The sequence below is a fragment of the Nocardia sp. NPDC057663 genome (assembly GCF_042799895.1).
Taxonomy (GTDB): Bacteria; Actinomycetota; Actinomycetes; order Mycobacteriales; family Mycobacteriaceae; genus Nocardia.
Genome location: NZ_JBHVHX010000016.1, coordinates 44,755 through 69,090 on the forward strand (window position 1 = coordinate 44,755; position 24,336 = coordinate 69,090).

The window sequence follows — 24,336 nt, forward strand, 5'->3', positions numbered from 1 at the left end:
CCCCGATATGGAGATGGACTGCACCGCGGTTCTCGCGGACGTATGGCTCATGCTCGACGGCGAATGCGATCAGGCCACCCGTGACCGGCTCCAGGAGCACATGGACCACTGCAGTCCGTGCATCGAGGCCTACGGCATCGAGGAGAAGATCAAGGGCCTGCTCAGCCGCAAATGCGGTGGTGAGCACGCTCCGGAGGGTCTGCGCGACCGGCTGAAGCTGGAGATCCACCGCTCGATCACCGTCACCAGGATCGAGACCACCGAGGGCTGAGCGCCCGGGTCGGGACACAGAAAAGGGGCACCCGACCGGGTGCCCCTTTTCACGTTCCGAGCAGAGCTCAGGCGTTGGGCCGCTTGCCGTGGTTGGCTGCGTTGCCCTTACGGCTGCGCTTCTTACGTCCACGCTTACCCATAGGTAGCTCCCTTCTCTGGGTCCTCCCCGCCGCAGCGCGGAGCACGATCTGATCGAGAGCCATTGTTTCATGTGTGGTTGGCTGTAGCTTCGGCGGATACGGCCACCGCGCACACGCGGTGGCCGCACGACTATTGAACGAGGTGCCATGTCTGAAGAAGTGCGCGCGGAGATGGTTTCGACCGTGCTCGCTGTCGAGGTCGCTGTGGGTGAGCATGTGCGGGTCGACCAGACCCTGGTGCTGCTCGAATCGATGAAGATGGAGATCCCGGTGCTCACCGAAATCGAGGGCGATGTCACCTCGATCGACGTGGCGCCCGGCCAGGTCCTCCAGGCAGGCGACCTGATCGCCACCATCGCCTAGGGCGCACGGGGAAGCGAAGCGGTAGATCCAACGTGGCAACACTGAGCGAGCTCCTGGCCGAACACACCGACCTTCCCGGCATCGCCGTGGATCATCTGCAGCGGGTGGTGGGCGACTGGCAGCTGCTCGCCGACCTCTCGTTCTCGGATCTGCTGCTGTGGGTCGGGGCGGGACCGGTCGCCGACGGCGCCGACGTCGTGTGTGTCGCCCAGATCCGCCCGACGACAGCGCCCACCGTCCACCTCGACGACAAGGTGGACACCACCGCGTCGCGCGCGGACTTCCCGCAGGTGTTCGACGCCCTGCTGAGCGGGGAGACGGTACGCACCGACACCGAGGTGGAGGTCAGCGGGGTCTACCATCCGACGCCCGCCCACGCCGTGCGCGAGGCGATTCCGGTGCGCTGCGGCGAGGACGTGATCGCGGTGCTCAGCCGCGACTCCGATCTGCAGCGATCCCGGGTGCGCAGCACGCTGGAGAAGGCCTACGTCTCGTGTGCCGACGACCTGTGCCAGATGATCGCCGACGGTAGTTTCCCGACACCGGAGGATCGCGCGGCGACCCATTCCAGCCCGCGCGCCGGCGACGGTTTCATCCGGCTCGACACCGAGGGCATCGTCGTCTACGCGAGCCCGAACGCGCTGTCGGCCTATCACCGGATGGGGATGCAGGCCGATCTGCTCGGCCAGGATCTCGCGGTGACGACCCGCTCGCTGATCACCGATCCGTTCGACGCGCAGGAAGTCGTCGCCGACATCCAGGCCGCGCTGGCCGGGCGCACCGGCCGCCGGATGGAGGTCGAGGCGCGCGGCGCGACCGTGCTGCTGCGCACGCTGGTGCTGCGGCCGGGCGGTGAACTGGCCGGGCCCGCGGTGCTGGTGCGCGATGTCACCGAGGTGAAGCGGCGCGACCGCGCGCTGCTGAGCAAGGACGCGACGATCCGCGAGATCCACCACCGGGTGAAGAACAATCTGCAGACCGTCGCGGCGCTGCTGCGCCTGCAGGCCCGCCGCACCGAGAACCCGGAAGCCCAAGTGGCACTGACGGAATCGGTGCGCCGGGTGACCTCGATCGCCTCGGTGCACGAGATGCTGTCGATGTCGGTGGACGAAGAGGTCGACCTCGACGAGGTCGTCGACCGGCTGCTGCCGATCATGGCCGATGTGGCGACGGTGCACACCGCGCGGATCAAGGTCCGCCGGGCGGGTTCGCTCGGGGTGTTCTCCGCCGAGCGGGCGACGCCGCTGGTGATGGTGCTGACCGAGCTGGTGCAGAACGCGATCGAGCACGCCTTCGACGCGGGGCAGAACGGTACCGTGACGATTCGGTCGGAACGATCGGCCCGCTGGCTCGACGTGATCATCAGCGACGACGGTCGTGGGCTGCCGTCCGGGTTCAGCCTGGAGGGTTCCGACCGTCTCGGCCTGCAGATCGTGCGGACCCTGGTGACCTCGGAACTGGGTGGTTCGATCGGCCTGCACCCCGGCGCCGAAGTGGGCACCGACGCGGTGCTGCGGGTCCCGCTCGGCCGTCGTGCCGGGCGCTGAGGAACCACCGAAACCGCAGGTAGGCAACAATAAACCCGGCACCGCGAGGTGCCGGGTTCTCACATGCGTTACCGGACCGGGCTGAATGGCCCGGTAACGCCTCCTTCGTCTACTAGACGGAGGTACGCGTACGGGTGCGCGCGTTGCGCCGCTTCAGCGCGCGACGCTCGTCTTCGCTCATTCCACCCCACACGCCGGCATCCTGTCCGGACTTCAGGGCCCACGACAGGCAATCGGCAGTGACGGGGCAGCGGGCGCAGACCAGCTTGGCATCGGCAATCTGCGCGAGCGCAGGACCACTGTTACCCACCGGGAAGAACAGCTCGGGGTCCTCATCGCGACAGATGGCCTTGTGGCGCCAGTCCATTCCTCTGCTCCTTTGCGCGGGCGCCACAAAGGGCACCTCTGGTTAGTGGATCGTTCACTTGTGCGACTCGAATGTTTCCGCACGGTTGCTTGTGAATGCTTTCACGAACACCGTAGATGTCAATAGGTGTCCGGCGCACCGTGGGGGAGATCACGCTCTAGAGGACCCGCAAGGGGGACCTGCCCGGTCCTTTGTACTCGCGTCTCCTGGTTTTCGCAGCGCAACCGGGAGATTTTTCCGCGTGTCCGAAGCTCAGGAAGGTTTCGGAGCGACTACATCGAGGACGCCGGGCACCGATGTGAAATGCACCATCTTGCGTTTTCCGATGAAGTCGCCATCGATTTGCAGGCCGATCTCCTCGGCTGCCTCGATGTGCACCGATGGCACGTCGTCGACGCGAAAGAGCGTGCTCGACTTGGGGTTTCCATTCTCGGCCAGCAACTGCCGCGCAAGCAGCAGGGTGCGCGTCACACTCATCGAACGGACCGCGAACACCCCGAGCCCGGATTCGAAGGTCGTCCCCGGATTGGTGCGAATCGGGCGGTCCTCGAGATAGGTCCACGGGCTCGAATTCGTGACAAAGGCGTAATGAACGGCCTCCACCGGATCGTGTCCGGGAACCTCGACAGTGACGCTCGGTTCTCGCCGCCGCGCGCGGAAGAACTGGCGCACCGTGGTCCGCAGATAGCGTGCCGGGGTGGCCTTGCGACCCTTCGCGCGGGCGGCGTCGATCGCCTCGCACACATCGGCGTCCAGGCCGACGCCCGCGCTGAAAGTGAACCAGCGGTCATCGGCCAGCCCGAGCCCGATCCTACGGTCGGCATCGCGGGTGAGCAGATCGATGAGCTGGTTGGTTGCGGTGACCGGATCGGGGGAGATGCCGAGGGCGCGGGCGAAGACGTTGGCCGAGCCGCCGGGGATGATGCCGAGGCGCGGTCGCCAGACCTGGTCGTCGCCGACCTGCGGCACCGGCAGGAAGCCGTTGATGGTCTCGTTGACCGTCCCATCGCCGCCGTGCACGACGATCAGGTCCATCTCCTGCGTGGATGCCCACTGCGCGAGTTCGGCCGCGTGGCCGCGATGCTGGGTGTGCGCAACGGTCAGCTGCGTTCGGCTCTCCAGGGCGTGGGCGAGCAGATCCCGGGTCGCCGGGGTGGTCGAGGTGGCATTCGGATTGACGATGAGCAGCGTCCGCACGGTGTCGAGGGTAATGGGAGACCGTGAACACCCGGCGCGCGCCGGGGCGCCACGACAGCTCGTCGTAGGCTGGGGCACGTGGCGGAGCACGACGTGACAGACGGTGGCGAACAGCACGATGACGAACCGGTGGCGACCGGCGTTCCGACGACGGTGCGGGTGGCAGGCGCGGTGGTGATGCTGGAGGGCCTGGCCGGTGTCGTCACCGCGATCGTGCTGGTGGTGCGGGCGCTGACCGGCCACGACCAGTCGGTGGCCAGCGGCGTCGGCACCGCGATCTGGTTCGGCGTGCTGTTCGGTGGCGTGCTCGCCGCGGGCATCGCCCTGCTGCGCGGCAAGCGCTGGGGACGGGCCATCGCGGTCATCGCCCAGGTGCTGCTGCTGCCGGTGGCGTGGTCGCTGCTGACCGACTCGCACCAGCCGCTGTGGGGTAGCTTGCTGGCGATCGTGGTGCTCGGCGGACTCGGCGCGCTGTTCGCCCCGGCAACGAGCCGGTTCATGGCGTTGGACTACGGCGAGCTCCCCGCCGAGCACAAGGGCGCGTAGTCAGGCCGTCGCCGCGCGCAGCGCCTCGCGGCACAGGTGGTCGGCCCTGCGGGTGGTCTCTGGTTGCCGGAAACCCCGGGTGAGGGCGAGCACCTGCGCGCAGGCGGTGTCGAGGTCGATCAGATGGCCGACCGAGACGAACAGCGGCTTCACCTCGTCGCGGGTACGCAGTGCCCGGCCGACGACTTCGCCGTCGATGGTGACGTCACTGGCGTCCCCGCGTCGCGGCCCAGGCTGCGCATATTCACCCCACACCGATTTGGCGACGCCGATGGTGGGAATTCCGGTCAGCAACCCGACATGACAGGCCAGCCCGAATCGGCGCGGATGGGCGATGCCCTGGGCATCGCAGACGAGCAGATCCGGTGTGCGGGTGAGCATTTCCAATGCCGCGACGGTGGCGGGAAGTTCCCGGAAGGCGAGCAGCCCCGGCACATAAGGAAATGTCGAAATTCCCTGTGCCACAGTCGATTCCACGGATTCGAGCGTGTCGGTGTCGAGAATTACCGCCGCGGTCGCCACGGTGCCGTCCTCGGCATAGGCCGAATCAATTCCCGCAGCCGTCGAGAATTGCGGTGGCCCAGGGTTTTCCGCGCGCACCAGCGGGCGCAGTTCGTCCTGCAGAGCGATCGCCGCCTCGGGCGTGCGCGGCCACTCGTGCGGCACTGCGATGCGCATCGGCTCAGCTCGCGGTCGCGGCCAGCGCCGTCAGTTCGGCACCGGCGAGCCGGTAGCCGACCCACTCGTCCTGCGGTGCGGCGCCCAGGGATTCGTAGAACGCGATGGACGGTGTGTTCCAGGTGAGCACCGACCACGACACTCGGCTGTAGCCGTGCTCGACCGCCTCGGCCGCCAGCGCGGCGACCAGGGCGCGGCCGAGGCCGGTGCCGCGGGTCTCCGGGCGCACGTACAGGTCCTCCAGGTAGATGCCGTGCACGCCGTCCCAGGTGGAGTAGTTCAGGAACCAGATCGCGCATCCGACCACGACGCCATCGTGCTCGGCGACATGGGCGAACAGCGCGGGCGCGGTACCGAACAGCGCCGAGTCCAGCTGGCCTGCGGTGAGGGTGCACTCGTCGGGCGCCTTCTCGTACTCGGCCAGATCGTGCACGAGCCCGACCATCGCGGGCACGTCGGCGGGCGTGGCGCGCCGGACCACTGCGCTCATCGGGTGGCTCCCTCGATCGGTTCGGTGCGGGTGGTCAGGTTGTGGCCCCAGACGGTGTGTGCGTCGTGGTCGTAGCCGAGCTCGCTGATCGCGCCGGTCGACATCGCGAACCGGCGGCCCTCGGTCACCGCGAATTCCGCCCAGCGCGCGATCAGCACCCGGGAGAAGTGTCCGTGGCCGACCAGCACCACGTCACGCTCGGACAGGACCGGTTCGACCCGGCTCAGCACGCGGTCGGCTCGGGCGCCGACCTGCTCGGCCGTCTCGCCGCCGGGCACCGGCGCGGTCCACACCGTCCAGCCGGGTACCGATTCGCGGATCTGCGCGGTCGTCAGGCCCTCGTAGTCGCCGTAGTCCCATTCGGTGAGGTCGTCGTCGAGCTCGGCGTGCGCGAGCCCGGCCAGTTCGGCGGTCTGCCTGGCGCGCAGGCGCGGGCTGGTGAAGACGAGCGGATCCCGCAGGTCGAGCGACTTCAGCACCAGTCCGGCCGATCGGGCCTGTGCCTCGCCGCGCGACGTCAGCGGCAGGTCGGTGTGGCTGGTGTGCCTGCGCTGACTGGACCAGGTGGTTTCGCCGTGGCGCAGCAGGACCACTCGGGCGTCGGGTGTGGACATGGGTCCATCATGGCAGGCGGTGCGGCGGCGGAATCGTCAGCCGAGGGCGTAGAGCCGGCCGCTCCGGCGCTCGAAGACCGTCGTGCCGAGGACCGCCGCGGAGATGGTGCCGCCGTCGTAGTCGCTGCGCTGGACCGGAATCCGGGCGACGGTCTCGCCGCTGCCGGTGTCCACCGCGAGCAGGCCGTCGGCGACCGGGACGAGCAGTCTGCCCGCCATCAGCGCGGGGGTGCCCAGCGCACCACGGACTGTCCACACCGGCTGCAGTGAGCTCGCGCTCAAGGCGATCAGGCTGTCGCCGGTGAAGACGTAGATCGCCGAACCGAGGCGGGTCACCGTCGTGGTGCGCTCGTTCCACGGCGCGGCCAGCTGGTGCACCGCGATCTCGTTGCCGGTGCCGTCGTGCACGGCGATCCTGGCCGGTTGGCCGAGACCGGTGGCGGTGGCCGGGGTGGGCGGATAGTAGACTGCGATCTTGGTGTCCGACACCGCGAGCACGCGCACCTCGGGGAAGTCGGCGCCCGGCGCGGTGAGCACCCGCGAGCCGTGCTCCTCGGGGTTGGTCGACTCCTTGGGCGCGGGGTTGAGCACGGTCAGCCGGGCGGACGGATCGGCCGGGCAGCGTTCGAGCACCGCCAGCCGGGACGAACTCGACGCGGCCGAGTACAGCGTGCACCCGGTGCGCGGCTGGGTGTTCGGATTGACCGGGGCGTCGACGTAGCCGTATTCGAGGGTGCGGACCAGATCGGAACGCCACATCTCCAGCCGGTCGGGGCCGAGGGCGAGCACGTAGGTCCCGTCGCCGGTGACCCGGATCTGGTCGTCCATGTAGCTGCTGCGCGCGACCCGGCGCTCCCCGGTGTCGGATTCGAGCATCGTGGTCTGGCTGCACCCGCGCTGATCGCGGTAGGTGGCGATCACGGTGCCGAACTGGGATTCCACCGCGCACAGCGGCATGTCCCGGCGATACCACCACAGCTGCTTGCCGGTGACCGGATCACGGCCGCTGACGGTGCCGTCGTCACCGGTCACCGCGACATCGCCGGACGTGAGCGCCCGGCTGCTCGCGCCGTCGGCAGCGTGCCACAGCTCGCTCAGCGTGGCGGGCAGTTGCGTCGCCGCGGTCACCATCGGCGCGGGAGAGGACGCGGTGACCGAATCGGTCCCGGTGACATCGGCCCGCGCCCACACCACGATCGCCGCCACCACGAGGGTGACGGCGATCGCTACTGCGGCAAAGATATCGGCGCGCGTCCGCCGTTCGGGTGCGAGCACGAAAGGGAGTGTACGCAGTGCCGGGTTGTGGCTGAGCTACGCGTCGACCGTCACCGGGCTGTCGGTAGCCGGGGTCTCGGCGGGCTTGCGCCGACGGCGGCGCCGGGCAGGCTTGGCCTCGGCGGTCGTGTCGTCCGCCGCGGCCGGTTCCTGATCCGCCGGTGCCGATTCCGTCGCCGACTCGGTCGCGGTCGCCTCGCCCGACTCGGCGGGCTTGCGGCGACGGCGCCGGCGGCGAGCCGGCTTGTCGCCCTCGGTGGTGTCCTCGGCCGGGGCGGTCGTGTCGTCGGCGCCCGCTTCGGTCGTACCCGATTCGGTGCCCGCGGTGTCCTCGGCCTTGCCGCCACGGGTGCGGCGACGGCTGCGGGTCGACTTGGGGCGCTCGGCGCGCTCCTCGACCACGTCGCCCTCCTCGCGCACCGGCTTCGGCTTGCGGATGACGCCGGTGATGCCCTCCGGGATGCCGAGATCGGAGTAGAGGTGCGGCGAGCGCGAGTAGGTCTCGGCCGGATCGGGGATGCCGAGGCCGAGCGCCTTGTCGATGGAGGCCCAGCGGTGCAGCTCGTCCCAGTCGATCAGGGTGATCGCGACGCCGGTGCGCCCGGCGCGGCCGGTGCGGCCGATCCGGTGCACGTAGGTCTTCTCGTCCTCGGGGCACTGGTAGTTGATGACGTGGGTGACGTCGTCGATGTCGATACCGCGCGCGGCGACATCGGTGGCGACGAGCACGTCGATGGTGCCCTTGCGGAACTTGGTCAGCGCCTTCTCGCGGGCGATCTGGCCCAGGTCGCCGTGGACGGCGCCGACCGCGAAACCGCGCTCGGCCAGGTCGTCGGCCACCTTCTGCGCGGTGCGCTTGGTGCGGGTGAAGATCATCGTGGCGCCGCGGGACTCGGCCTGCAGCACGCGCGCGACCAGCTCGCTCTTGTCCAGCGCGTGCGCGCGGTAGACGAACTGCGCGGTGCGATCGTGCACCGCGGAATCGTTGGCCAGCTCGGCGCGGATGTGCGTCGGCCTGGTCAGGAAGGTGCGGGCCAGGGTGATGATCGGGCCCGGCATGGTGGCCGAGAACAGCATCGTCTGACGCTTGTCGGGGACCATCGACAGGATGCGCTCGATATCGGGCAGGAAGCCCAGGTCGAGCATCTCGTCGGCCTCGTCCAGGACCAGCACGCCGATCTTGCCGAGGATCAGGTGGTTCTGGTTGGCCAGGTCCAGCAGGCGGCCGGGGGTGCCGACGACCACGTCGACGCCGTCGCGCAGCGCGGCGATCTGGGTGTCGTAGGGGCGGCCACCGTAGATGGCGGCGACCTTCAGCGAGCCCTGGTGGTTGGTCAGGTACTTGCTCGCGTTCTCCAGGTCCTTGGTGACCTGGATGCACAGCTCACGCGTCGGCACGATGACCAGCGCGCGCGGGGTGCCGTCGAGCGGGGTGGTGCCGGTGTCGGCGGTGGCGATGCGGTGCAGCAGCGGCACACCGAAACCGAAGGTCTTGCCCATGCCGGTGCGGGCCTGGCCGATGAGATCCTCGCCTGCCAGTGCCAGCGGCAGGGTCAGTTCCTGAATCGCGAAGGTGCGTTCGATCCCGATCTCGCCGAGTGCGCGCACGATTTCTTCGCGCACGCCCAATTCGGCGAAACTCGGCGGGATATGGGTGTTGTCCAGCTCGGCCGTCAGGAGGGTGTCGGTCAAACCGGGTTCCTGTTCGACAGTGATCTTGCTCAGGGTTCGTGCCTTCCTCGTCATTGCATCTCGCACGCACGAGGTGGGGCGGGCCGGTCGGCCCGCGACGACCACATATCCGCCTGTGATATTCACCGGGCCTGCACCGATCGCTATCGCGTCATCGGCGCGGCACATCGGTGATGCGGATTCGGTGCGCGCACATTTTCCGTGGACATCGCCGCCGTCCGCCCGCGCTGAACGCCGGTGGAGCGCAGCGCCCGCGAGAGCGGGAGAGTCGCGCCCGCAGGGTCTGCCGGGGCGAGGAAACTAGCGTTGTCCACGGTGATTGTAGCGTGATATTGTTCGCAACCCGAATTTCGGCGCGGCGCACATCGCCGCGAATACCCGGTTCGGCAGCACATTCCCGTGGTCTGGCCGTGTGTCACAGCACAATTCGACGGCCGTGATTTCGCGCGTGTCCGCCGCATGTAACTGAACTCACTTGGTACCGGCGGTACCGGGTGTGAGACATTCTTGTCGTGAGCATCACCGACACCGTCACCACCGCCGCGCGCAATGCGTGGGCGCTGAGCTTCGGCGCGGGCATCGAGCCCCCGAACCCGGCCCCCTCGACCGTGCTGTGGGACGAGCCGCACCGCTTGCTGCGTCGCTACGATGCCGAATACTCTTCCACTGCAACGGATTCCGCGGTACTGCTGGTACCGCCGCTGGCCGCGCCCGCGACCTGCTTCGACCTGCGCCCTGATCAGAGCCTGGCGCGGCATCTGGTCTCGACCGGCCGCTCGACCTACCTCGTCGACTACGGCGACATCTCCTTCGCCGACCGCCGGATGGGCTTCGAGGACTGGGTCACCGACATCCTGCCCGAGGCGATCCTGCGCACCAGCGCCGATCGTGGCGGCGCCCCTGTCGACCTGGTCGGCTGGTCCATCGGCGGCGTGTTCGCCCTGCTCACCGCGGCCGCGAACCCGGAACTGCCGATCCGCTCGGTCACCGGCGTCGGCTCGCCCCTTGACTACAACAAGATGCTCGGCATGCCGCAGCTGCGCGCGGTCGCGAGCCTCACCGGCGGCCAGGCCACCACCGCGCTGGTGCGGGCCGCGGGCGGCATCCCCGCGCCGCTGGTCAAGATCGGCTACCGGCTCGCCGCCTTCGAGCGGGAGCTGGCGCGGCCGATGTTCCTCGCGAGCAATATCGCGCGTACCGAGACGCTGGCCAAGATGGAATCCATCGACCGGTTCCAGGCCGCCATGCCCGGCTACCCCGGCCGCTTCTACGGCCAGATCTGGGGCCGGTTCATCCTCGCCAACGACATCGGCAAGGGCAGACTCCAATTGCGTGACCGCACCGTCGAACTCGCCGACGTGCGGGTGCCGGTGCTGCTGGTCGGCGGCACCGCCGACGTGATCACGCCCAAGGCCGCCGTCGAGGCGGGCCTGCGCACCCTCACCGGCGCGCCGTCGGTCACCTACGAGATCGCCCCGGGCAGCCATCTCGGCATCCTCGCCGGGCCGGACGCTCGCGACACGACCTGGACCTACCTCGACAAGTTCCTGGCGGAGCGCGATTGATCATCGATCGGGACTAAGGTTGGCACCTATGGGAGCACAGACCTCTGCCGCGCCGGATGTTGTCTCGACCGAACCGCTCGCCGCGGATCACCCGGGGGTGACCGAGCTGTTCGCCGTCGTCGCCTACGGTGAGATCTCCGCGTTCTACCGACTTGCCGAAGAGGCCAAGCTGGCGCCGTCGCTGCGCGGGCGGGTGGCCGTCGCCAAGATGGCCGCCGCCGAGCTGGCGCACTTCGAGACCCTCGAGGCCGCCCTGTCCGCGCGGGGCGCCGATCCCGAAGTGTCGATGGCGCAGTACCAGGGCGCGCTGGATTCCTACCACGCCTCCACCGACCCGTCGACCTGGCTCGAGTCGATGGTGAAGTTCTACGTCGGCGACGGTCTGGCCGCCGACTTCTACAGCGAGATCGTCGGCGTGCTTCCCGCCGAGGTCGCCGATGTGGTGCGCGATGTGCTCGCCGAGACGGACCATTCGCAGTTCGTGGTCGACGAGGTCCGCAGCGCGGTGGCGGCCAGCCGTTCCGAGCGCGACCGGCTCACCCTGTGGGGCCGCAGGCTCCTCGGCGAGGCGATCACCCAGGCGCAGTACGTGATGGCGCAGCGCGACGAGCTGGCCGAACTGGTGCTCGCCGCGACCGGCGACCTCAACGGCATCGCGACCCTGTTCGACCGCATGCAGGAGCGGCACGCCGCCCGCATGGCCCAACTCGGCTTGTAGGGAGCTGTTCCGCCTCTCCGGGACTGCTGTAGCCGCCTCCCCGGGACTTCGGCCGACGACTGAGGGGCGCAGCGCGTTCCTGATCGGGCTTACGGGCAGGCGTGGGGGCGGGTTTTGGGCGTGCCCGGTGAGTTACCCATGTTCTTGCGAGATCAGGCGTCACTCGCCGACTGCGTGACCTGGTACCAGACGTAGTTCGGGTGCGCGGGCTTCGGTCTGGCGTGGTAGCCAGATGACGACCTGTTGGTCGCGGTCGGCGGCGAGGGTCTGCACGGTGAAGGTGAGCGTGCCGCGGCTGGGGTGTTCGAAGCCGAGCAGGGTGGGGACATCCTCGGCCAGGCGGTGCGGTTGCCAGCGGCGGGCGAATTCCGGCTCGGTGCACAGGAAGGCGATGATCGCCGCGATGCGTTCGTCGTCGGGCCTGCGCAGCCGGGTCCTGGCGAGCTGGTCGGCGAGGTGATCGGCGAACTGGGCCCAGTCGGTGACGGTGGTGCGGGCCGACGGGTGACGGAAGGTCCAGACCGCCAGATTGACCTCATCCGGGTCGTCGAGCAGGCCGAGTGGGGCGACCAGGTCCGCCCACGCGGAGTTCCAGGCGAGGACATTGGCGCGCGGGCCGAGCGCGAACGCCGGCGTCGGCGCGAGCGCGTCGAGGACGCTGCGCAACGCGGCGGGCACCTGATCCAGAACCGGATCGAAAGCAGTACTCGGGCACCGGGATTCGCTGCCCGTGGTCAACGCCATCCAGCCGAAGTGGGCGCGTTCGGTCTCGTTGAACCGCAGCGCGGTGGCGAGCGCGTCGACCACGGCCATCGACGGATTGGTGTCGCGGCCCTGCTCGAGCCGGGCCAGATAATCGGCGCTGACACCGGCGAGCACCGCGACCTCCTCGCGGCGCAGGCCGGGGGTGCGGCGCCGGCCGCCGCCGGGCAGGCCGACATCCTCGGGTCGCAGCTCGGCGCGACGGGCGATGAGAAGCTCCGCGAATGCCGAACGGGCACCCGGCCGATCTGTCATGTCTTCGCCTGCCATGTCTCGATAGTGCCTGGTCCGTGACCCCGCAGCCACGCCCTGCCGGGTCCAGGATAACCGCGGTCTGGCTAACGGACCGCGGTCCGGTCAGGGTTGGGTCATGACTTCCTCGACACAGACCCAGCAGCTGAAGACCGGATCCTGGGCGCTCGACGCCAGCCACTCCACGGTCGCCTTCACCGTGCGCCACCTGGGCATCGCCAAGGTCCGTGGCGGATTCACCCGCTTCGAGACCGAGTTCGTCGTCGACGAGACCGGCGCCGCGACCATCGGCGCCACCATCGACCTCGACTCGTTCGACACCGGCAACGCCGACCGTGACGCCCACGTCCGCAATGCCGATTTCCTCGACGTCGCCAACCGCCCGACCCTGAGCTTCCGTGCCACCGGGCCGGTCCGGATCGCCGAGTCGTTCACCGTCACCGGCGAGGCCACCCTCGGTACCGTCACCAAGCCGGTGACGCTCGACGTCGAATGGGGTGGGGTCGCCGACTTCATGGACGGCACCCGCCACGCCGGTTTCTCCGCAACCGGCACCATCAAGCGCACCGACTTCGGCGTCGGCGTCCCCATGCCGGGCATGCTGTCGGATGCCGTCAAGATCGAACTCGACATCGAGCTGGTCGAGCCGGCCTGAGGCGTTCGCTCACAGCGCAGCTGGGCGTAGGGACGGCGGTGTTCGCCCTCGACTAGCCTGAGAGGCGACAACACAGGACTCTTACGTTCGGAGGTTGGCCGTGGAGGTCAAGATCGGTATTTCGGATAGCCCGCGTGAGCTCGTCATCAACAGCGCGCAGAGCCCTGAGGAGATCGAGGCGCTGGTGACCGAGGCGCTGAGCGGCGCCAGCGGCGTCGTCTCGCTGACCGATGAGAAGGGCCGCAAGTTCCTGATCCAGGCGGCGAAGGTCGCCTACGTGGAGATCGGCTCGCCCGCCGTCGGCCGCGTCGGCTTCGCCACGGTCTGAGTCCTGACACCGAAAAGCCCCGCACCGGAATCCGGTGCGGGGCTTTTCGCTGTGGTCTGTCAGCCGATCGGGTGCAAAGGGACGTGCTTGAGGCCGCCCCAGGCGAGCGCGACGGTGGTGTCGACCGCTTCGTCCTTGGGGATCGGGCGGTCGGCCTCGAGCCAGTAGCGGGCCGTGAACTGGCTCGCGCCGACCAGGCCGACGGCCAGGATGCGGGCCCGGTAGGGGTCGAGGCCGGAGTCGTGGGCGACCAGGTCGAAGACCGCGTCCACGCACGCCTCGGTGGCCTGCTCGACGCGGCGCTGCACCTGCGGCTCGCTGGTCAGGTCGGATTCGAAGACGAGGCGGAAGCCCTGCATCTCGTTGTCGACGAAATCGAAGTAGGCGTTGACGGCGGCGCGCACGCGCTGCTTGTTGTCGGTGGTGGAGCGCAGCGCCTGGCGCACGCTCGACACCAGGATGTCGACATAGTTCTGCAGCACCGCCAGGTACAGCTCCAGCTTGCTCGCGAAGTGCTGGTAGAGCACCGGCTTGCTGACGCCTGCCACCTGGGAGATCTCGTCCATGCCCGCGGCGTGGTAGCCGCGCTGCACGAACACTTCGCTGGCCGCGAGCAGCAGCTGTTGGCGCCGCTCGTCACGGGGCAGCCGGGTACCGCGCTTTGCCGGGACCGTTTCCGGCACCGATCGGCGCGAGGTCATGCGGTCCACGAGGTCTGTCATCTCGGCTCTCTTTGTCGATTACCCCGGCCCAGGGGTGTTCGGTCCGGTATCCCAGGAACGATACCCGCACGGTGTTCCCATCAAGTTTCGCCCTGGAAATGTAGTACCAGGCCCCGGGGTTCGCCGGGCCGTAACCGCGGGATCTCCTGCGGCCGCCGGAGAGGCGGGGTTGCGCACTGTGAGAATCTGGTGGGGTGACCGACCGACCGGAACGACCATCCGGCGGCGGGCCTGATGTCGCTCGCCCCACGCAACCCACCGAGTCCGGTTCTGTGACGTCGGCGCCAGAAGGGCGAGAACTGCAGGTCTACGACCCGCTCGGGCTGTATCAGCCCGCCGACCGATCCCGGCAGCCGCTGCGCGCCCACTGGAACCCCACCGACACCGACAACGGCAGGCCGCGCAGCCCGCAGCGCGACACGAAGAAGCAGAGCGCGATCGGCCGGTTCGTCCGCCGCTACGGCTGGCGGGCCTACGCGCTGCCGGTGTTGCTGGCCGTCACCGTGCTGGTGATCGTCGACGCCCTGCGTGCGAGCCCGATGCCCGCGGTGACCGATCCCGGCTTCGGCGCGCTCAGTCCCAAGGTGGCTCAGTCCGGCATCATCGGCGCACCACCCGGCGACGGTAAGTTCCCGCCCGACCTGCCGCTCGGCGCCCTGCCGGAGGGCGGCGACTACGTCGACCGCGCGGCGGGCACCTGGCACGTGGTGCCCGGCACCAGCCCCCAGATCGGCACCGGCACCGAACGCGTCTTCCGCTACACCGTGGAGGTGGAGGACGGCATCGACACCGGGCCCTTCGGTGGTGACGCCGCCGTGGCCAAGATGGTCGAGACGACCCTGGCCAACCCGAAGAGCTGGGCACACGACCCCCGCTTCGGATTCCAGCGCGTCGACGCAGGCGAACCCGACTTCCGGCTCTCGCTCACCTCGCGCGAGAGCACCCGCGCCGCCTGCGGATTCGAGATCCCGATCGACTCGTCCTGCTACAACGCCGACATCGACCGCGTCGTGCTCTCCGAGGTGCGCTGGGTGCGTGGCGCGCTCGCCTTCGACGGCGACATCGGCTCCTACCGGCAGTATCTGATCAACCACGAGGTCGGTCACGCCATCGGCTACCACGGGCATCAGCCGTGCGAGACCGACGGCGGACTCGCGCCGATCATGATGCAGCAGACCTTCGGCACCAGGAACAACGACATCGCGCTGCTCGATCCGCACGGTGTGGTGCCCGCCGACGGCAAGACCTGCCGCTTCAACCCCTGGCCGTACCCGCGCGGATAGAGCGGTGGCCCATGCGGGACCATGGGTGGGAAGAACAGCGCGGCCCGGCACGTTGCATGTAGTTGCATGTACCAGGAATGCCGCCAATAAACACAGGAGCTCTGACGTGTCATTCAACGGGTCTCTGCCGCCGCTCGTGGAGCCGGCCGCGGAACTGACCAAAGACGAGGTCGCTCGCTACAGCAGGCACCTGATCATCCCGGATCTGGGCGTCGACGGTCAGAAGCGGTTGAAGAACGCCAAGGTGCTCGTGATCGGCGCGGGCGGACTCGGCTCGCCCGCCCTGCTGTACCTCGCCGCCGCCGGTGTCGGCACCCTCGGCATCGTCGAGTTCGACGAGGTCGACATGTCGAACCTGCAGCGCCAGGTCATCCACGGCGAGTCCGACATCGGCCGTCCCAAGGCCGACAGCGCCCGCGATTCCGTCCTGGAGATCAACTCCGGGATCGACGTGCGGCTGCACAAGATCCGGCTGGAGCCGGACAACGCCGTCGAGCTGTTCCGTGAGTACGACCTGATCGTCGACGGCACCGACAATTTCGCGACCCGCTACCTCGTCAACGACGCCGCCGTCCTCGCGGGCAAGCCCTACGTGTGGGGCTCGATCTACCGCTTCGAGGGCCAGGTCTCGGTGTTCTGGGAGGACGCCCCCGACGGCCGCGGCATCAACTACCGCGACCTGTACCCGGAGGCTCCGCCGCCGGGTATGGTCCCGTCCTGCGCCGAGGGTGGCGTGCTCGGCGTGCTGTGCGCGTCGATCGGTTCGGTGATGGTGACCGAGGCGATCAAGCTGATCACCGGCATCGGTGAGACGCTGCTCGGCCGCCTGATGGTCTACGACGCACTGGACATGAACTACCGCACCATCAAGCTGCGCCGCGATCCCGAGCGTCAGCCGATCACCGAACTGATCGACTACGAAGCCTTCTGCGGTGTGGTGTCGGAGGAGGGCATGGCCGCCGCGGCCGGGTCCACGATCACCGCCGCCGAGCTGAAGGATCTGCTGGACGCGGACAAGATCGAACTGATCGACGTCCGTGAGCCGGTCGAGTGGGACATCGTCCACATCAAGGGCGCGACGCTGATCCCCAAGGACCGCATCCTCTCCGGTGAGGCGCTGGCGGAACTGCCGCAGAACAAGCCGATCGTGCTGCACTGCAAGACCGGGATCCGCTCGGCCGAGGCGCTGGCCGCGCTCAAGCGCGCCGGTTTCGCCGACGCCACGCACCTGCAGGGCGGCGTCGTCGCCTGGGCCAAGCAGGTCGATCCGTCGCTGCCGGTCTACTGACCGGGTAGCTGCACTGTTGCCGACCTCGCCGATGATTGCGGCGAGGTCGCAAAGTGGAGTGTGCCAGCGTGCCTTCGGGCTCGTGACGCCGCGGCGGGGTTACGGTACGGCCGTGACCTCAGTCGAACCTCCCGAGCATGTGCGCGCCACATTCGGACTTCGCGAAGTGACACCGGTCTCCCTGGGCGACTGGGACGGTGGCTGGCGAATGGGTGACGTGGTGCTGAGTCCGGTAGCCGATCACGCGCGGGCCGCGTGGTCGGCGAAGGTGCGCGAGACGCTCGCGGTCGACGGGCTGCGGGTGGCGCGGCCGGTGCGCGCCACCGACGGCCGGTATGTGGTGTCGGGCTGGCGCGCCGACACCTACGTCGACGGCGCGCCGGAACCGCGCTACGACGAGGTGGTCTCGGTGTCGCTGCGGCTGCACAAGGCGACAACACGATTCGACCGTCCCCGTTTCCTGGTCCAGCCCCCGGTCGCGCCCTGGGTCGACGTCGACGTGTTCGTCGCCGCCGACCGCGCAGCCTGGGAACCGGTGCCGCTGCGCAGCCTGCGCACCGGCGGCGTCCCGATCGGCACGACCCCCGACGCCCAGCGCAGTCTGGAACTGATCGGCCAGCTCTCGACTCTGCGCAAGCTGGTCCGCAGCCCCGACCAGCTCGTCCACGGTGACCTCTTCGGCACCGTCCTGTTCGCCGGCGCGCACACGCCCGGCCTCACCGACATCACCCCGTACTGGCGTCCGGCCGCCTGGGCCGCCGGCGTGATCGTCGTCGACGCGCTGTCCTGGGGCGGCGGCGACGACGGTCTCCTCGACCGCTGGTCCAGCCTGCCGGAATGGCCGCAGATGCTGTTGCGCGCGTTGATATTCCGCCTCGCCGTGCACGCGCTGCACCCGCGCTCCACCCCGGAGGCGTTCCCCGGTCTGGCCCGCACGGCGGACATGGTCCGTTTGGCGCTGTAAGGGTGAATTGCGCCGATCGTGACCGATGGGTCTGGTGTGGTTTCAAATCCGTTGAGACCCAACGTTTCCTGACGTAGCGCGTGCTATCTTCATCGAGCATCGCCGCCATGTGTCCTGCGCCGGACCGGGGGACCCACTGCGGCCCGTCACGAGCGGTGAGGATTGCTGCGGGTGAGAATCCAGCCCAGACAACAGATTCTGGATATTTGGAGCGCCATGCTCTCGGCCTGCTACCGGGACGAGAAATGGCATTGGGACGGCGTGCTCGGCGCCAATTCGATCAGTGATTCCGAGCAGTTGCTGTGCCTGCTGTACCCGGCGACCGAGATCGAGAGTTTCGCGCTGGACCGGCCCGAGGCGATGTCGGACGACGTCAAGATCGTGCTCGAAGCCTTCGGCGGACAGGCCCGGATCGGGATCATGGTGCTCGGCCTGCTCGAGGAATACCTGGCCCGCAACACCGATCCCGACGGGCTGCCCCGCTTCGACGCGGGCAGCTACCTGCGCGCCACGGGCGAGCGGGAACCGACGGCGGCACAGCACACACTCGAAGTGGTGGACGGCTACTCGATGTCGGTCACGCTGTGCATCGCGGCGCTGGGCTTCGCGCGCGTCTTCGACCGCTGGGCGCGCACCGAGCGACGCAAGGACATCAGCGCCAGGATCGCCGAGCTGAGCACGGGCCTGAGCACCCGGCTGACGGCCGCGATGACCGGCCTGGTCCGGAGTTTCGTGGTCAACACGGCCTCCCCGCGCTCACCCTCGGGCAAGGTGATGCTCGGCATGCTCAACCAGTCGGGCCAGCCGGAGAAGGTGGTCGTCGACGCGGTCTCGCGCAGTCTCGATCGTGTTCGCGCCCGCCTGCGCAACGACGTCACGCTGGGCCGGGCACCGGAATCCGAACTCGACGACGAGGACCTGCTGTTCGAGTGCGGCTGGAGCTGGGGCGTCGTCCAGGGCGCCGACCCGGTGGACTTCGTACCCGACGCGATCGGCTCCAGCATCGGCTACGCCGACCCCAGGCCCTACCTGTACTTCACCATCACCGCGCTCGACGGCATCAACGACGTGCTCTCCCAGCGCACCAGAGAGCTCGACCTGCTCGACGACACCCAGTACCGCCTGGCCGAGGCGCTGCGCATCCGCTGGGACATCACCCAGCGCTACTGGGCCACGGTCGCCCGGTTCGGCAGCGGCACCTGGCCGCTGGAGGACATCCCGTGGCGCACCTCCGACGGCGAGGAGTCCGATTACTTCTCGCTGATCGTGTCCGCGGTGCTGATCCAGGAACTGGTGGCCCGCACCGCCTCCGACGACGATCTGACCCGCGCGATCGGCATCTTCGACGAACTGGCCCGGCGCGGCCGCATCATCCGCAGACCCACTCAGGACGACCCGTCGGTGGCGCTGCATCACCCCGGCGTCCGGATGACCCTGCGCGGCAGTGAACTCGTCGAGGGCGGCGGTCCCCGGCTGGAGTGGATCGCCTCCGACTTCGCGCCGGTCCTGCTCAAGCGCAGTCTGCAGGCAGCGCGCCTGTCGGGCAACATCACCGCGCGCGACCGGCTGATGGAACTGGCCAAGAAGGTGATGGACCACCTCGACCTGCGCATGATCACCGACGGTGACGCCGCGGGCCTGTGGGACGACCCCGGTGCGGCGTTCGGCGCCGCGGCGACGGCGGGACAGACCCTGCCGTCGTGGTACATGACCGAGCGCGTCATCGAATGCCTGGTCACCGCCGACCGCACCTACCGGGAGGCGCCGCTACGTTCGCCCGCCATGGTCGTGCGCGCCGTGGAACTGCTCAACGAGGCCGAGCATCTGCTCAATCAGGAGATGCTCAATGTCAGTGTCGAGGACACCTCGGCCAACCGGATCGCGCTCGACGGTGTCGAGCAGCAGCTGGCCAGGGCCCGCGACGTGGTGAATCTGCAACCGGGAACGTCGTTCACGCTCGCCTCGGCGGCCCTGATCGAACTCGACCGGCTCGCCTACGCTCGTCTCGACGCGATGAGGAGCACCTGACCACATGATCGTTTTCGCCACCTCGGACAAGGGCGGCACCGGGCGGTCGGTGACCAGCTGCAATCTGGCCTACCGGCTGGGCTTGCGCGGCATCAGCACGGCCTATCTGGATTTCGACTTCGGCTCGCCCACCGCGGGCGCGCTGTTCGAGATCAGCGCGGTCGAGCGCGGCACCCAGCCGGGCAACGGCCTGCACTCGTACCTGCGCGGTCACAACACCCTGCCGCAGCGCATCGACGTGCGGGCCAATACCAACCGTGATGCCCTGCGCAGCCAGCGTTCCCGCGGCGGCAAGCTGGTCCTGTTGCCCGGTGACGAGGGCGGCGGCGAGGCGATGTCGGCCAACGACGCGCACGTGGTACGCCGCTGCCGCGAGCTGCTGCTCGACCTGGACAGCACCTACAAGGTGGTGATCGTCGACCTGAGCGCGGGCCGGTCGGTGGCCATGCAGATCGCGCTGGAAGCGACCAGGCCGCAGGACATGCCGGACAAGGAGGTGTGCTGGCTGGTCTACCACCGCTGGACCCGTCAGCACCTGATGGCCGCGCAGGGACTGGTGCACGGACCCAAGGGGCTGCTGAAGACCGGCGTCGAACTCGGCTACGCCCCTGACGACCTGCTGTCGCGAATCCGCTTCGTGCGCACCGCGGTTCCGCGCGTCACCGACGAGCACGCTGCCAGCGGCGGACCGCAGGCCGCCTGGCTGCTCAAGCAGAACGACGCGCTGCGTTCGCTCGCCGCCGAGTATCGCCTGGGCGCGGGTGCGCTGCTGGGGGAAACCCCGGTGGAGCCGGTGCTGCAATGGCGTGAGCAGATCGTGCTCGACGCGGACGTCAACGCGGGGATCGCCAATCGCGCGACGGTCGACGCGTTCGAGGAGCTGGCGCGGCGGCTGTGGGACCGCGCCACCTGGGTCCGGGTGTAGCCGGGCACAATACCCCTATTTCCGACAAATGTTGCGAAAAGGACTGGGGGAAGGGAAAATTCGGTCGGGCGTGTTCTGACCTGGACTGCCCTCGTGGTGGATAGAATCGCCAGCGATTCTATCCCGACGGGTTGACAAGGGGCAGTGGTTGTGGGTGGCGCCGTCTACGCCGAGTCGACGGCGTCCGTTCGTGTCGAGGACGTTCCGCTGGCGCATCTGTCGATCGAGGTCGGGCACTTCTACATGTCCGACCTGCTCAACGGCGAAGTGGCCATCGCCGCACAGTTCCGCAAGGTGGCCCCGCTGCTCGAGGCCTTCACCGATATCGCCCGGCAGGAATTTGCCGAGGTCGCCGGTGGCCCGTCGCGGGTGCGGGTGAGCACCTGCTTCCTGCTCGACGACTACTTCCAGACCGACGCCGACCCCCGGCAGATCGTGCCCAAACTGCTGCGCATCGCCGGCGACTGCGGTGTGCGGATCGACTACCTGGCCAGCGAGGCCGGGTGCAGCAGGTACCTACGCCGTCAGCACGACGAACCGCGGATCCCACTGGCGCAGATGGTCGCCGACTCGATCGTCGCCGAACCCTCGCCCGGTAGCACCGGCCGGCGGCCACCGACCGCGGAATCGGGCTGGCTGTGCAACGGCGAGCGGTCCAGCGACCACGAGCCGGGCCACGCCATGGAGGTCAACTACCGGCCGCCGGTGGAGTTCGCCGCGCACAATCACTCGATCTTCCTCGACGTCGAGATGTGGCGGGACCGCGGCGCGGGCCAGGAAGTGCTCTGGTCGTGCCCGTTCCTGGCCTCGGTGTGGCAACTGCTGCGCCTCGGCATGCTGCGCTACGAGGGCAAGGCCGTCGTCGACGCGGAGTACTGGGCGCCGGGGCACGAATGGCCGGCCCGCTGGGAGGATTTCCCGAGCGTGATCCGGTTGCAGGAACGGGCGGCGCCGTTTGCCGCGTTCCGGTCGCTGTCGTTGCTGCCCCAGCGGTATGTGGGGATCGAGCACGCGGTGCGGATGATTCTCGACCATGTGGAACCGGACCCCGCGGTCGTCGGCCTGATCACCCGGCGGGCGCGCGAACAGGGCATCGCGATGACCGACGACGTCACCGACCGGCTCTCACATTTCTTCCTCAGCACCGTCTGATCCGATGCCGTCACCTGCGCAAACGGGATACGCTGCACCAATGCAACTCAGCGGTGGACCGCTGGCACTTCTGGGTGAAGTGCGCACCGGCCTGCTTCCGGAGTCCGCGGCATTGAGCCGCGGGTCGGCGGCGGAATTGCTGACTCTGGTCCGTGGCCGGCGCGTGCAATCGAGGGAGCGCCCGGTCAGCTGGGCGCAGTCACCGGTCATCTCCGAGGGCGTCGACTGCAGGCTCGCGACACCGGCCCGCAGCCGGGTGCGCGCGGTCGGGACCGTCGCGACCCATGCCGTCGTCCTCGGTGGCCGCATCCTGCAGAGCTCGGCGCAGGCCACCGTGACCGCGGGTGAAGGCACGCATCGCCGCAGCTGGGGTCACTATCTCGGCCGGATCGGGATCGTCGAGATCCTCACCCGGATACCGGCGGACATCGGCAGCCAGCTCGTCGACGGCTTCCTCGGCCCTGGCGACCCGGCGATGGCGACGCTGGACCCCGGCGCGATCGCGGCCCGGCTGCACATGCGGGTACGCACCGATCCGATGCTGAACCAGAAGCCGCCGATCCAGACCAGCGCGTCCCGGTTGCGCTGGGCCGCCCGGGTGCAGCGGGGCGCGGCGCCGAGCATGTCGTTCGTCCTGCTCGACGACGAGACCAGGCTCGCCTCGGTCGTCGTCGGCGACGAGTCGGAGCTGTTCGCGGTGCAGCGCTTCTGTGAGGACCTGGCCATGCACGACTGGCTGCTGACGGTGCTCACCGAGGTGATCGACGAGGCGGAGATGGCCGAACTGTCGCGCAGTTCGCCCGCCCAGGTGCTCACCCCGCTGCTCGAACACCTCGTCCACCTGTGGTTGCCCGGGGCGTTCACCCCGGCCCCGCTGCGCGGGTTGTGGACGGGCCTGGAAGCCGATCCCGGCTTCACCGTGCAGTGGAATTCGCGGATCGGGCAGCTGCGCGACCGGGTGGCGGTGGCGACGCTGGGCGCGCTGACCCGCAGCCAGACCCGCTGGTGATCACAGCCGGAACAGCTGACGCACGAGCAGGGCGAAGAACACCGACGTCGAGACGATGCCTGCGTAGGACTCCACGATCAGCGTCGCCTGCGCGAAGGTGCTCAGCGTCGGCAGATCCTCGGTGCCGACGGGGTTGAGGAAGTTGAGCAGCCCCACCCGCGTCGCCGTCGCGAACCCGATCCCGGTGCTGGACAGATAGAAGACCAGGACGAACAGCGCGATCTCCACCGCGATCCAGGCCAGCAGCAGGAACGGCCGATAGCCATAGCCGCACAACAGATCCGAGGTGGTGCCGGGTACCCGCCGCCAGCGCGGGTTGCGCGCCCTGGTCTTGGCTCGCGCCATGTTCAGCCCGCACCGGTCCTGGCCGCGGGGGTTCTCGGTGCTGGTGTGCAGCCGATAGGCCTGACGGTAGGCGAGGGCGGCGTGTGCGGGCAGCCGGTGCCCCGAGAGTTGTTCGCCCAGTTCCTCGTAGACCTCGGCGAGCAGGGTGGACTGGGTGCGGCTCAGCCGCAGTGGACCGCGGAACTCGACCTCGGCGGCGAACAGGGCGGTGAGGACGGTCTCGCAGGCGAGCTCTCGGCCCGCGTTGTCGAGCGCGTCGGGGTCGGCGTCGCGGTAGAGGTGGGCGAAGACCAGGCTGTCGCCGACCCGGCGGGAAGACGGCGGAACGTAGTCGGCGAGAAACTGTTCCACTCGGTGATTGAGTTCGTCGAGCAGCGTGTATTCGGTGGCGGCGCCGGGGGCACGCTGGAAATCGGCCACCACGTCGGCGAACGCCCCGGCGTGCCTGCGGATGAGGGTGGTCTTGGAGGCGACGAAATCGCCCAGCCGGTCGTGTTCGGCGTAGTCGGTCATCCGTCGTCAACCGGTCCGCGGTCTTTGCGCCAGCGCCGATCGGTCGGCTCCGCGGCCGCCCAATCGTGAGTGATGCGGTGTACCAGCAGATCTCGGGGCTCGCCCGCACCGAAGTATTGGTCCTCGTAGTCCACCCAGGTGAAGCCGGAGTCCTTGTACAGGTTCGCGGCGGGCACGTTCGACGGGCGCACGGTGATGAAGATCGCCTCCACCTGTGCCGACCGGCAGCGCGTCACGGCACGATCGAGCAGTGACCGGCCGAGCCCGCGGCCTTGATACCGTGCGGACACGGCCAAGCCGATCAGCCACGCGGTCCGCTTGCCGACGGCCACCAGTGCGTACCCGCACACCGCACCGGCCAGATCGGCGACCACCCACTGCGATCCGTGAATGTCGAACAACTGCCGCAACGCGAAATACGGGTAGGCCAGCGGCATGAATTCGTGCGATTCGAGCTCGGCGATGGCGGCCAGATCATCGACGGTGGCGGATCGGAATCGTAGCTCTGCCTGCTTGTTCGAGGATTCCAATTACCGCTCACCTCTGCCGCCCCGGTGCAAGTCTGAACTCCAGGGTAAGCGCAGAACGGTGATCGCGGCCACAACCACGGCCGAAATGTGTTGTCACACAGCCGAAAGCCACGTT

At 68.8% G+C, this 24,336-nt stretch carries 27 protein-coding genes; 15 read left to right on the forward strand and 12 right to left on the reverse strand.

Translation table 11 applies throughout. The annotated features are described in order from the left end of the window. The first annotated feature begins 7 nt into the window (after positions 1 to 7). A complete protein-coding gene (gene rsrA, locus ACFVAV_RS26545) occupies positions 8 to 271 on the forward strand; it encodes a mycothiol system anti-sigma-R factor (RefSeq protein ID WP_218718691.1) in 264 nt (87 codons plus the stop codon). A gap of 67 nt (positions 272 to 338) precedes the next feature. On the opposite strand, the gene ACFVAV_RS26550 is transcribed toward rsrA, so the two are convergent. Continuing rightward, a complete protein-coding gene (locus ACFVAV_RS26550) occupies positions 339 to 413 on the reverse strand; it encodes a 50S ribosomal protein bL37 (protein WP_022597109.1) in 75 nt (24 codons plus the stop codon). 147 nt (positions 414 to 560) lie between these two features. On the opposite strand from ACFVAV_RS26550, the gene ACFVAV_RS26555 reads away from it, so the two are divergent. Continuing rightward, positions 561 to 776, forward strand: coding sequence for a biotin/lipoyl-binding carrier protein (locus tag ACFVAV_RS26555; protein ID WP_379038061.1), 216 nt, complete (start codon positions 561 to 563; stop codon positions 774 to 776). Between the two features lie 32 nt (positions 777 to 808). Further along, the gene (locus tag ACFVAV_RS26560) at positions 809 to 2,323 is read left to right on the forward strand and encodes a sensor histidine kinase (protein WP_379038063.1); all 1,515 of its coding nucleotides are present in this window, start codon (positions 809 to 811) and stop codon (positions 2,321 to 2,323) included. A 112-nt stretch (positions 2,324 to 2,435) separates the two neighbouring features. Here the strand turns inward: ACFVAV_RS26560 and ACFVAV_RS26565 are convergent, their stop codons facing one another. Together ACFVAV_RS26565 and ACFVAV_RS26570 are read right to left on the reverse strand one after the other, a co-directional pair. Further along, positions 2,436 to 2,690, reverse strand: a complete 255-nt coding sequence (locus ACFVAV_RS26565) for a WhiB family transcriptional regulator (RefSeq protein WP_022567051.1) — start codon at positions 2,688 to 2,690, stop codon at positions 2,436 to 2,438. Between the two features lie 252 nt (positions 2,691 to 2,942). After that, a complete protein-coding gene (locus ACFVAV_RS26570; RefSeq protein ID WP_379038065.1) occupies positions 2,943 to 3,887 on the reverse strand; it encodes a diacylglycerol/lipid kinase family protein in 945 nt (314 codons plus the stop codon). A gap of 177 nt (positions 3,888 to 4,064) precedes the next feature. On the opposite strand from ACFVAV_RS26570, the gene ACFVAV_RS26575 reads away from it, so the two are divergent. Then, a complete protein-coding gene (locus tag ACFVAV_RS26575; protein ID WP_379038192.1) occupies positions 4,065 to 4,433 on the forward strand; it encodes a hypothetical protein in 369 nt (122 codons plus the stop codon). Here ACFVAV_RS26575 and ACFVAV_RS26580 read toward each other — a convergent pair whose 3' ends face one another. Genes ACFVAV_RS26580 through ACFVAV_RS26600 form a run of 5 tightly spaced genes read right to left on the reverse strand, consistent with a single transcriptional unit; the run spans position 4,434 to position 9,236 of the window. Further along, entirely contained in the window at positions 4,434 to 5,111 is a 678-nt protein-coding gene (locus ACFVAV_RS26580) for an endonuclease V (RefSeq protein WP_379038067.1), read from the reverse strand. It abuts the gene before it with no gap. 4 nt (positions 5,112 to 5,115) lie between these two features. Next, the gene (locus tag ACFVAV_RS26585; protein WP_379038068.1) at positions 5,116 to 5,601 is read right to left on the reverse strand and encodes a GNAT family N-acetyltransferase; all 486 of its coding nucleotides are present in this window, start codon (positions 5,599 to 5,601) and stop codon (positions 5,116 to 5,118) included. After that, positions 5,598 to 6,215: an acid phosphatase gene (locus ACFVAV_RS26590; RefSeq protein WP_379038069.1), complete on the reverse strand. Its 618-nt coding sequence runs from the start codon at positions 6,213 to 6,215 to the stop codon at positions 5,598 to 5,600. The genes ACFVAV_RS26585 and ACFVAV_RS26590 overlap by 4 nt, the downstream gene beginning before the upstream one ends. Before the next feature lie 36 nt (positions 6,216 to 6,251). Continuing rightward, the gene (locus ACFVAV_RS26595) at positions 6,252 to 7,490 is read right to left on the reverse strand and encodes a hypothetical protein (RefSeq protein ID WP_379038070.1); all 1,239 of its coding nucleotides are present in this window, start codon (positions 7,488 to 7,490) and stop codon (positions 6,252 to 6,254) included. Positions 7,491 to 7,526: 36 nt separating this feature from the next. Further along, the gene (locus ACFVAV_RS26600; RefSeq protein ID WP_379038072.1) at positions 7,527 to 9,236 is read right to left on the reverse strand and encodes a DEAD/DEAH box helicase; all 1,710 of its coding nucleotides are present in this window, start codon (positions 9,234 to 9,236) and stop codon (positions 7,527 to 7,529) included. A 458-nt stretch (positions 9,237 to 9,694) separates the two neighbouring features. Here ACFVAV_RS26600 and ACFVAV_RS26605 point away from each other — a divergent pair, with 458 nt between their 5' ends. Both ACFVAV_RS26605 and ACFVAV_RS26610 read left to right on the forward strand, forming a co-directional pair. Beyond that, positions 9,695 to 10,747, forward strand: coding sequence for an alpha/beta fold hydrolase (locus tag ACFVAV_RS26605; RefSeq protein ID WP_379038073.1), 1,053 nt, complete (start codon positions 9,695 to 9,697; stop codon positions 10,745 to 10,747). A 28-nt stretch (positions 10,748 to 10,775) separates the two neighbouring features. Further along, complete coding sequence (locus ACFVAV_RS26610) at positions 10,776 to 11,465, forward strand: ferritin-like fold-containing protein (protein ID WP_379038075.1); 690 nt, start codon at positions 10,776 to 10,778, stop codon at positions 11,463 to 11,465. Between the two features lie 159 nt (positions 11,466 to 11,624). Here ACFVAV_RS26610 and ACFVAV_RS26615 read toward each other — a convergent pair whose 3' ends face one another. Further along, positions 11,625 to 12,497 (reverse strand): helix-turn-helix transcriptional regulator, encoded by an 873-nt coding sequence (locus ACFVAV_RS26615; RefSeq protein ID WP_379038076.1) that lies wholly within the window; start codon positions 12,495 to 12,497, stop codon positions 11,625 to 11,627. 100 nt (positions 12,498 to 12,597) lie between these two features. Between ACFVAV_RS26615 and ACFVAV_RS26620 the strand changes: the two genes are divergently transcribed. Further along, positions 12,598 to 13,134 carry a YceI family protein gene (locus tag ACFVAV_RS26620; protein ID WP_379038077.1) on the forward strand — a complete coding sequence of 179 codons (537 nt, stop codon included), beginning with the start codon at positions 12,598 to 12,600 and terminating at the stop codon, positions 13,132 to 13,134. Between the two features lie 100 nt (positions 13,135 to 13,234). Next, positions 13,235 to 13,462: a DUF3107 domain-containing protein gene (locus tag ACFVAV_RS26625; protein WP_379038079.1), complete on the forward strand. Its 228-nt coding sequence runs from the start codon at positions 13,235 to 13,237 to the stop codon at positions 13,460 to 13,462. A 59-nt stretch (positions 13,463 to 13,521) separates the two neighbouring features. Here ACFVAV_RS26625 and ACFVAV_RS26630 read toward each other — a convergent pair whose 3' ends face one another. Further along, positions 13,522 to 14,184, reverse strand: a complete 663-nt coding sequence (locus tag ACFVAV_RS26630) for a TetR/AcrR family transcriptional regulator (RefSeq protein ID WP_379038081.1) — start codon at positions 14,182 to 14,184, stop codon at positions 13,522 to 13,524. Positions 14,185 to 14,483: 299 nt separating this feature from the next. Here ACFVAV_RS26630 and ACFVAV_RS26635 point away from each other — a divergent pair, with 299 nt between their 5' ends. The 7 genes from ACFVAV_RS26635 (at position 14,484) to ACFVAV_RS26665 (ending at position 22,833) form a co-directional block, all read left to right on the forward strand. Beyond that, positions 14,484 to 15,467 carry a DUF3152 domain-containing protein gene (locus ACFVAV_RS26635; RefSeq protein WP_379038194.1) on the forward strand — a complete coding sequence of 328 codons (984 nt, stop codon included), beginning with the start codon at positions 14,484 to 14,486 and terminating at the stop codon, positions 15,465 to 15,467. Between the two features lie 106 nt (positions 15,468 to 15,573). Next, positions 15,574 to 16,755, forward strand: a complete 1,182-nt coding sequence (gene moeZ / locus ACFVAV_RS26640) for an adenylyltransferase/sulfurtransferase MoeZ (RefSeq protein ID WP_379038083.1) — start codon at positions 15,574 to 15,576, stop codon at positions 16,753 to 16,755. A gap of 112 nt (positions 16,756 to 16,867) precedes the next feature. Continuing rightward, positions 16,868 to 17,719: a TIGR02569 family protein gene (locus tag ACFVAV_RS26645; RefSeq protein WP_379038084.1), complete on the forward strand. Its 852-nt coding sequence runs from the start codon at positions 16,868 to 16,870 to the stop codon at positions 17,717 to 17,719. 171 nt (positions 17,720 to 17,890) lie between these two features. Further along, positions 17,891 to 19,747 carry an SCO2524 family protein gene (locus ACFVAV_RS26650; protein WP_379038086.1) on the forward strand — a complete coding sequence of 619 codons (1,857 nt, stop codon included), beginning with the start codon at positions 17,891 to 17,893 and terminating at the stop codon, positions 19,745 to 19,747. A gap of 4 nt (positions 19,748 to 19,751) precedes the next feature. Beyond that, positions 19,752 to 20,672, forward strand: coding sequence for an SCO2523 family variant P-loop protein (locus ACFVAV_RS26655; RefSeq protein ID WP_379038088.1), 921 nt, complete (start codon positions 19,752 to 19,754; stop codon positions 20,670 to 20,672). A gap of 150 nt (positions 20,673 to 20,822) precedes the next feature. Then, the gene (locus ACFVAV_RS26660; protein ID WP_379038089.1) at positions 20,823 to 21,824 is read left to right on the forward strand and encodes an SCO2522 family protein; all 1,002 of its coding nucleotides are present in this window, start codon (positions 20,823 to 20,825) and stop codon (positions 21,822 to 21,824) included. Positions 21,825 to 21,864: 40 nt separating this feature from the next. Beyond that, positions 21,865 to 22,833 (forward strand): SCO2521 family protein, encoded by a 969-nt coding sequence (locus ACFVAV_RS26665; RefSeq protein WP_379038091.1) that lies wholly within the window; start codon positions 21,865 to 21,867, stop codon positions 22,831 to 22,833. Here the strand turns inward: ACFVAV_RS26665 and ACFVAV_RS26670 are convergent, their stop codons facing one another. Together ACFVAV_RS26670 and ACFVAV_RS26675 are read right to left on the reverse strand one after the other, a co-directional pair. Next, positions 22,834 to 23,691 (reverse strand): hypothetical protein, encoded by an 858-nt coding sequence (locus tag ACFVAV_RS26670; protein WP_379038093.1) that lies wholly within the window; start codon positions 23,689 to 23,691, stop codon positions 22,834 to 22,836. It lies immediately after the preceding gene. Continuing rightward, entirely contained in the window at positions 23,688 to 24,221 is a 534-nt protein-coding gene (locus ACFVAV_RS26675; protein ID WP_379038094.1) for a GNAT family N-acetyltransferase, read from the reverse strand. The genes ACFVAV_RS26670 and ACFVAV_RS26675 overlap by 4 nt, the downstream gene beginning before the upstream one ends. Positions 24,222 to 24,336: the final 115 nt, after the last annotated feature.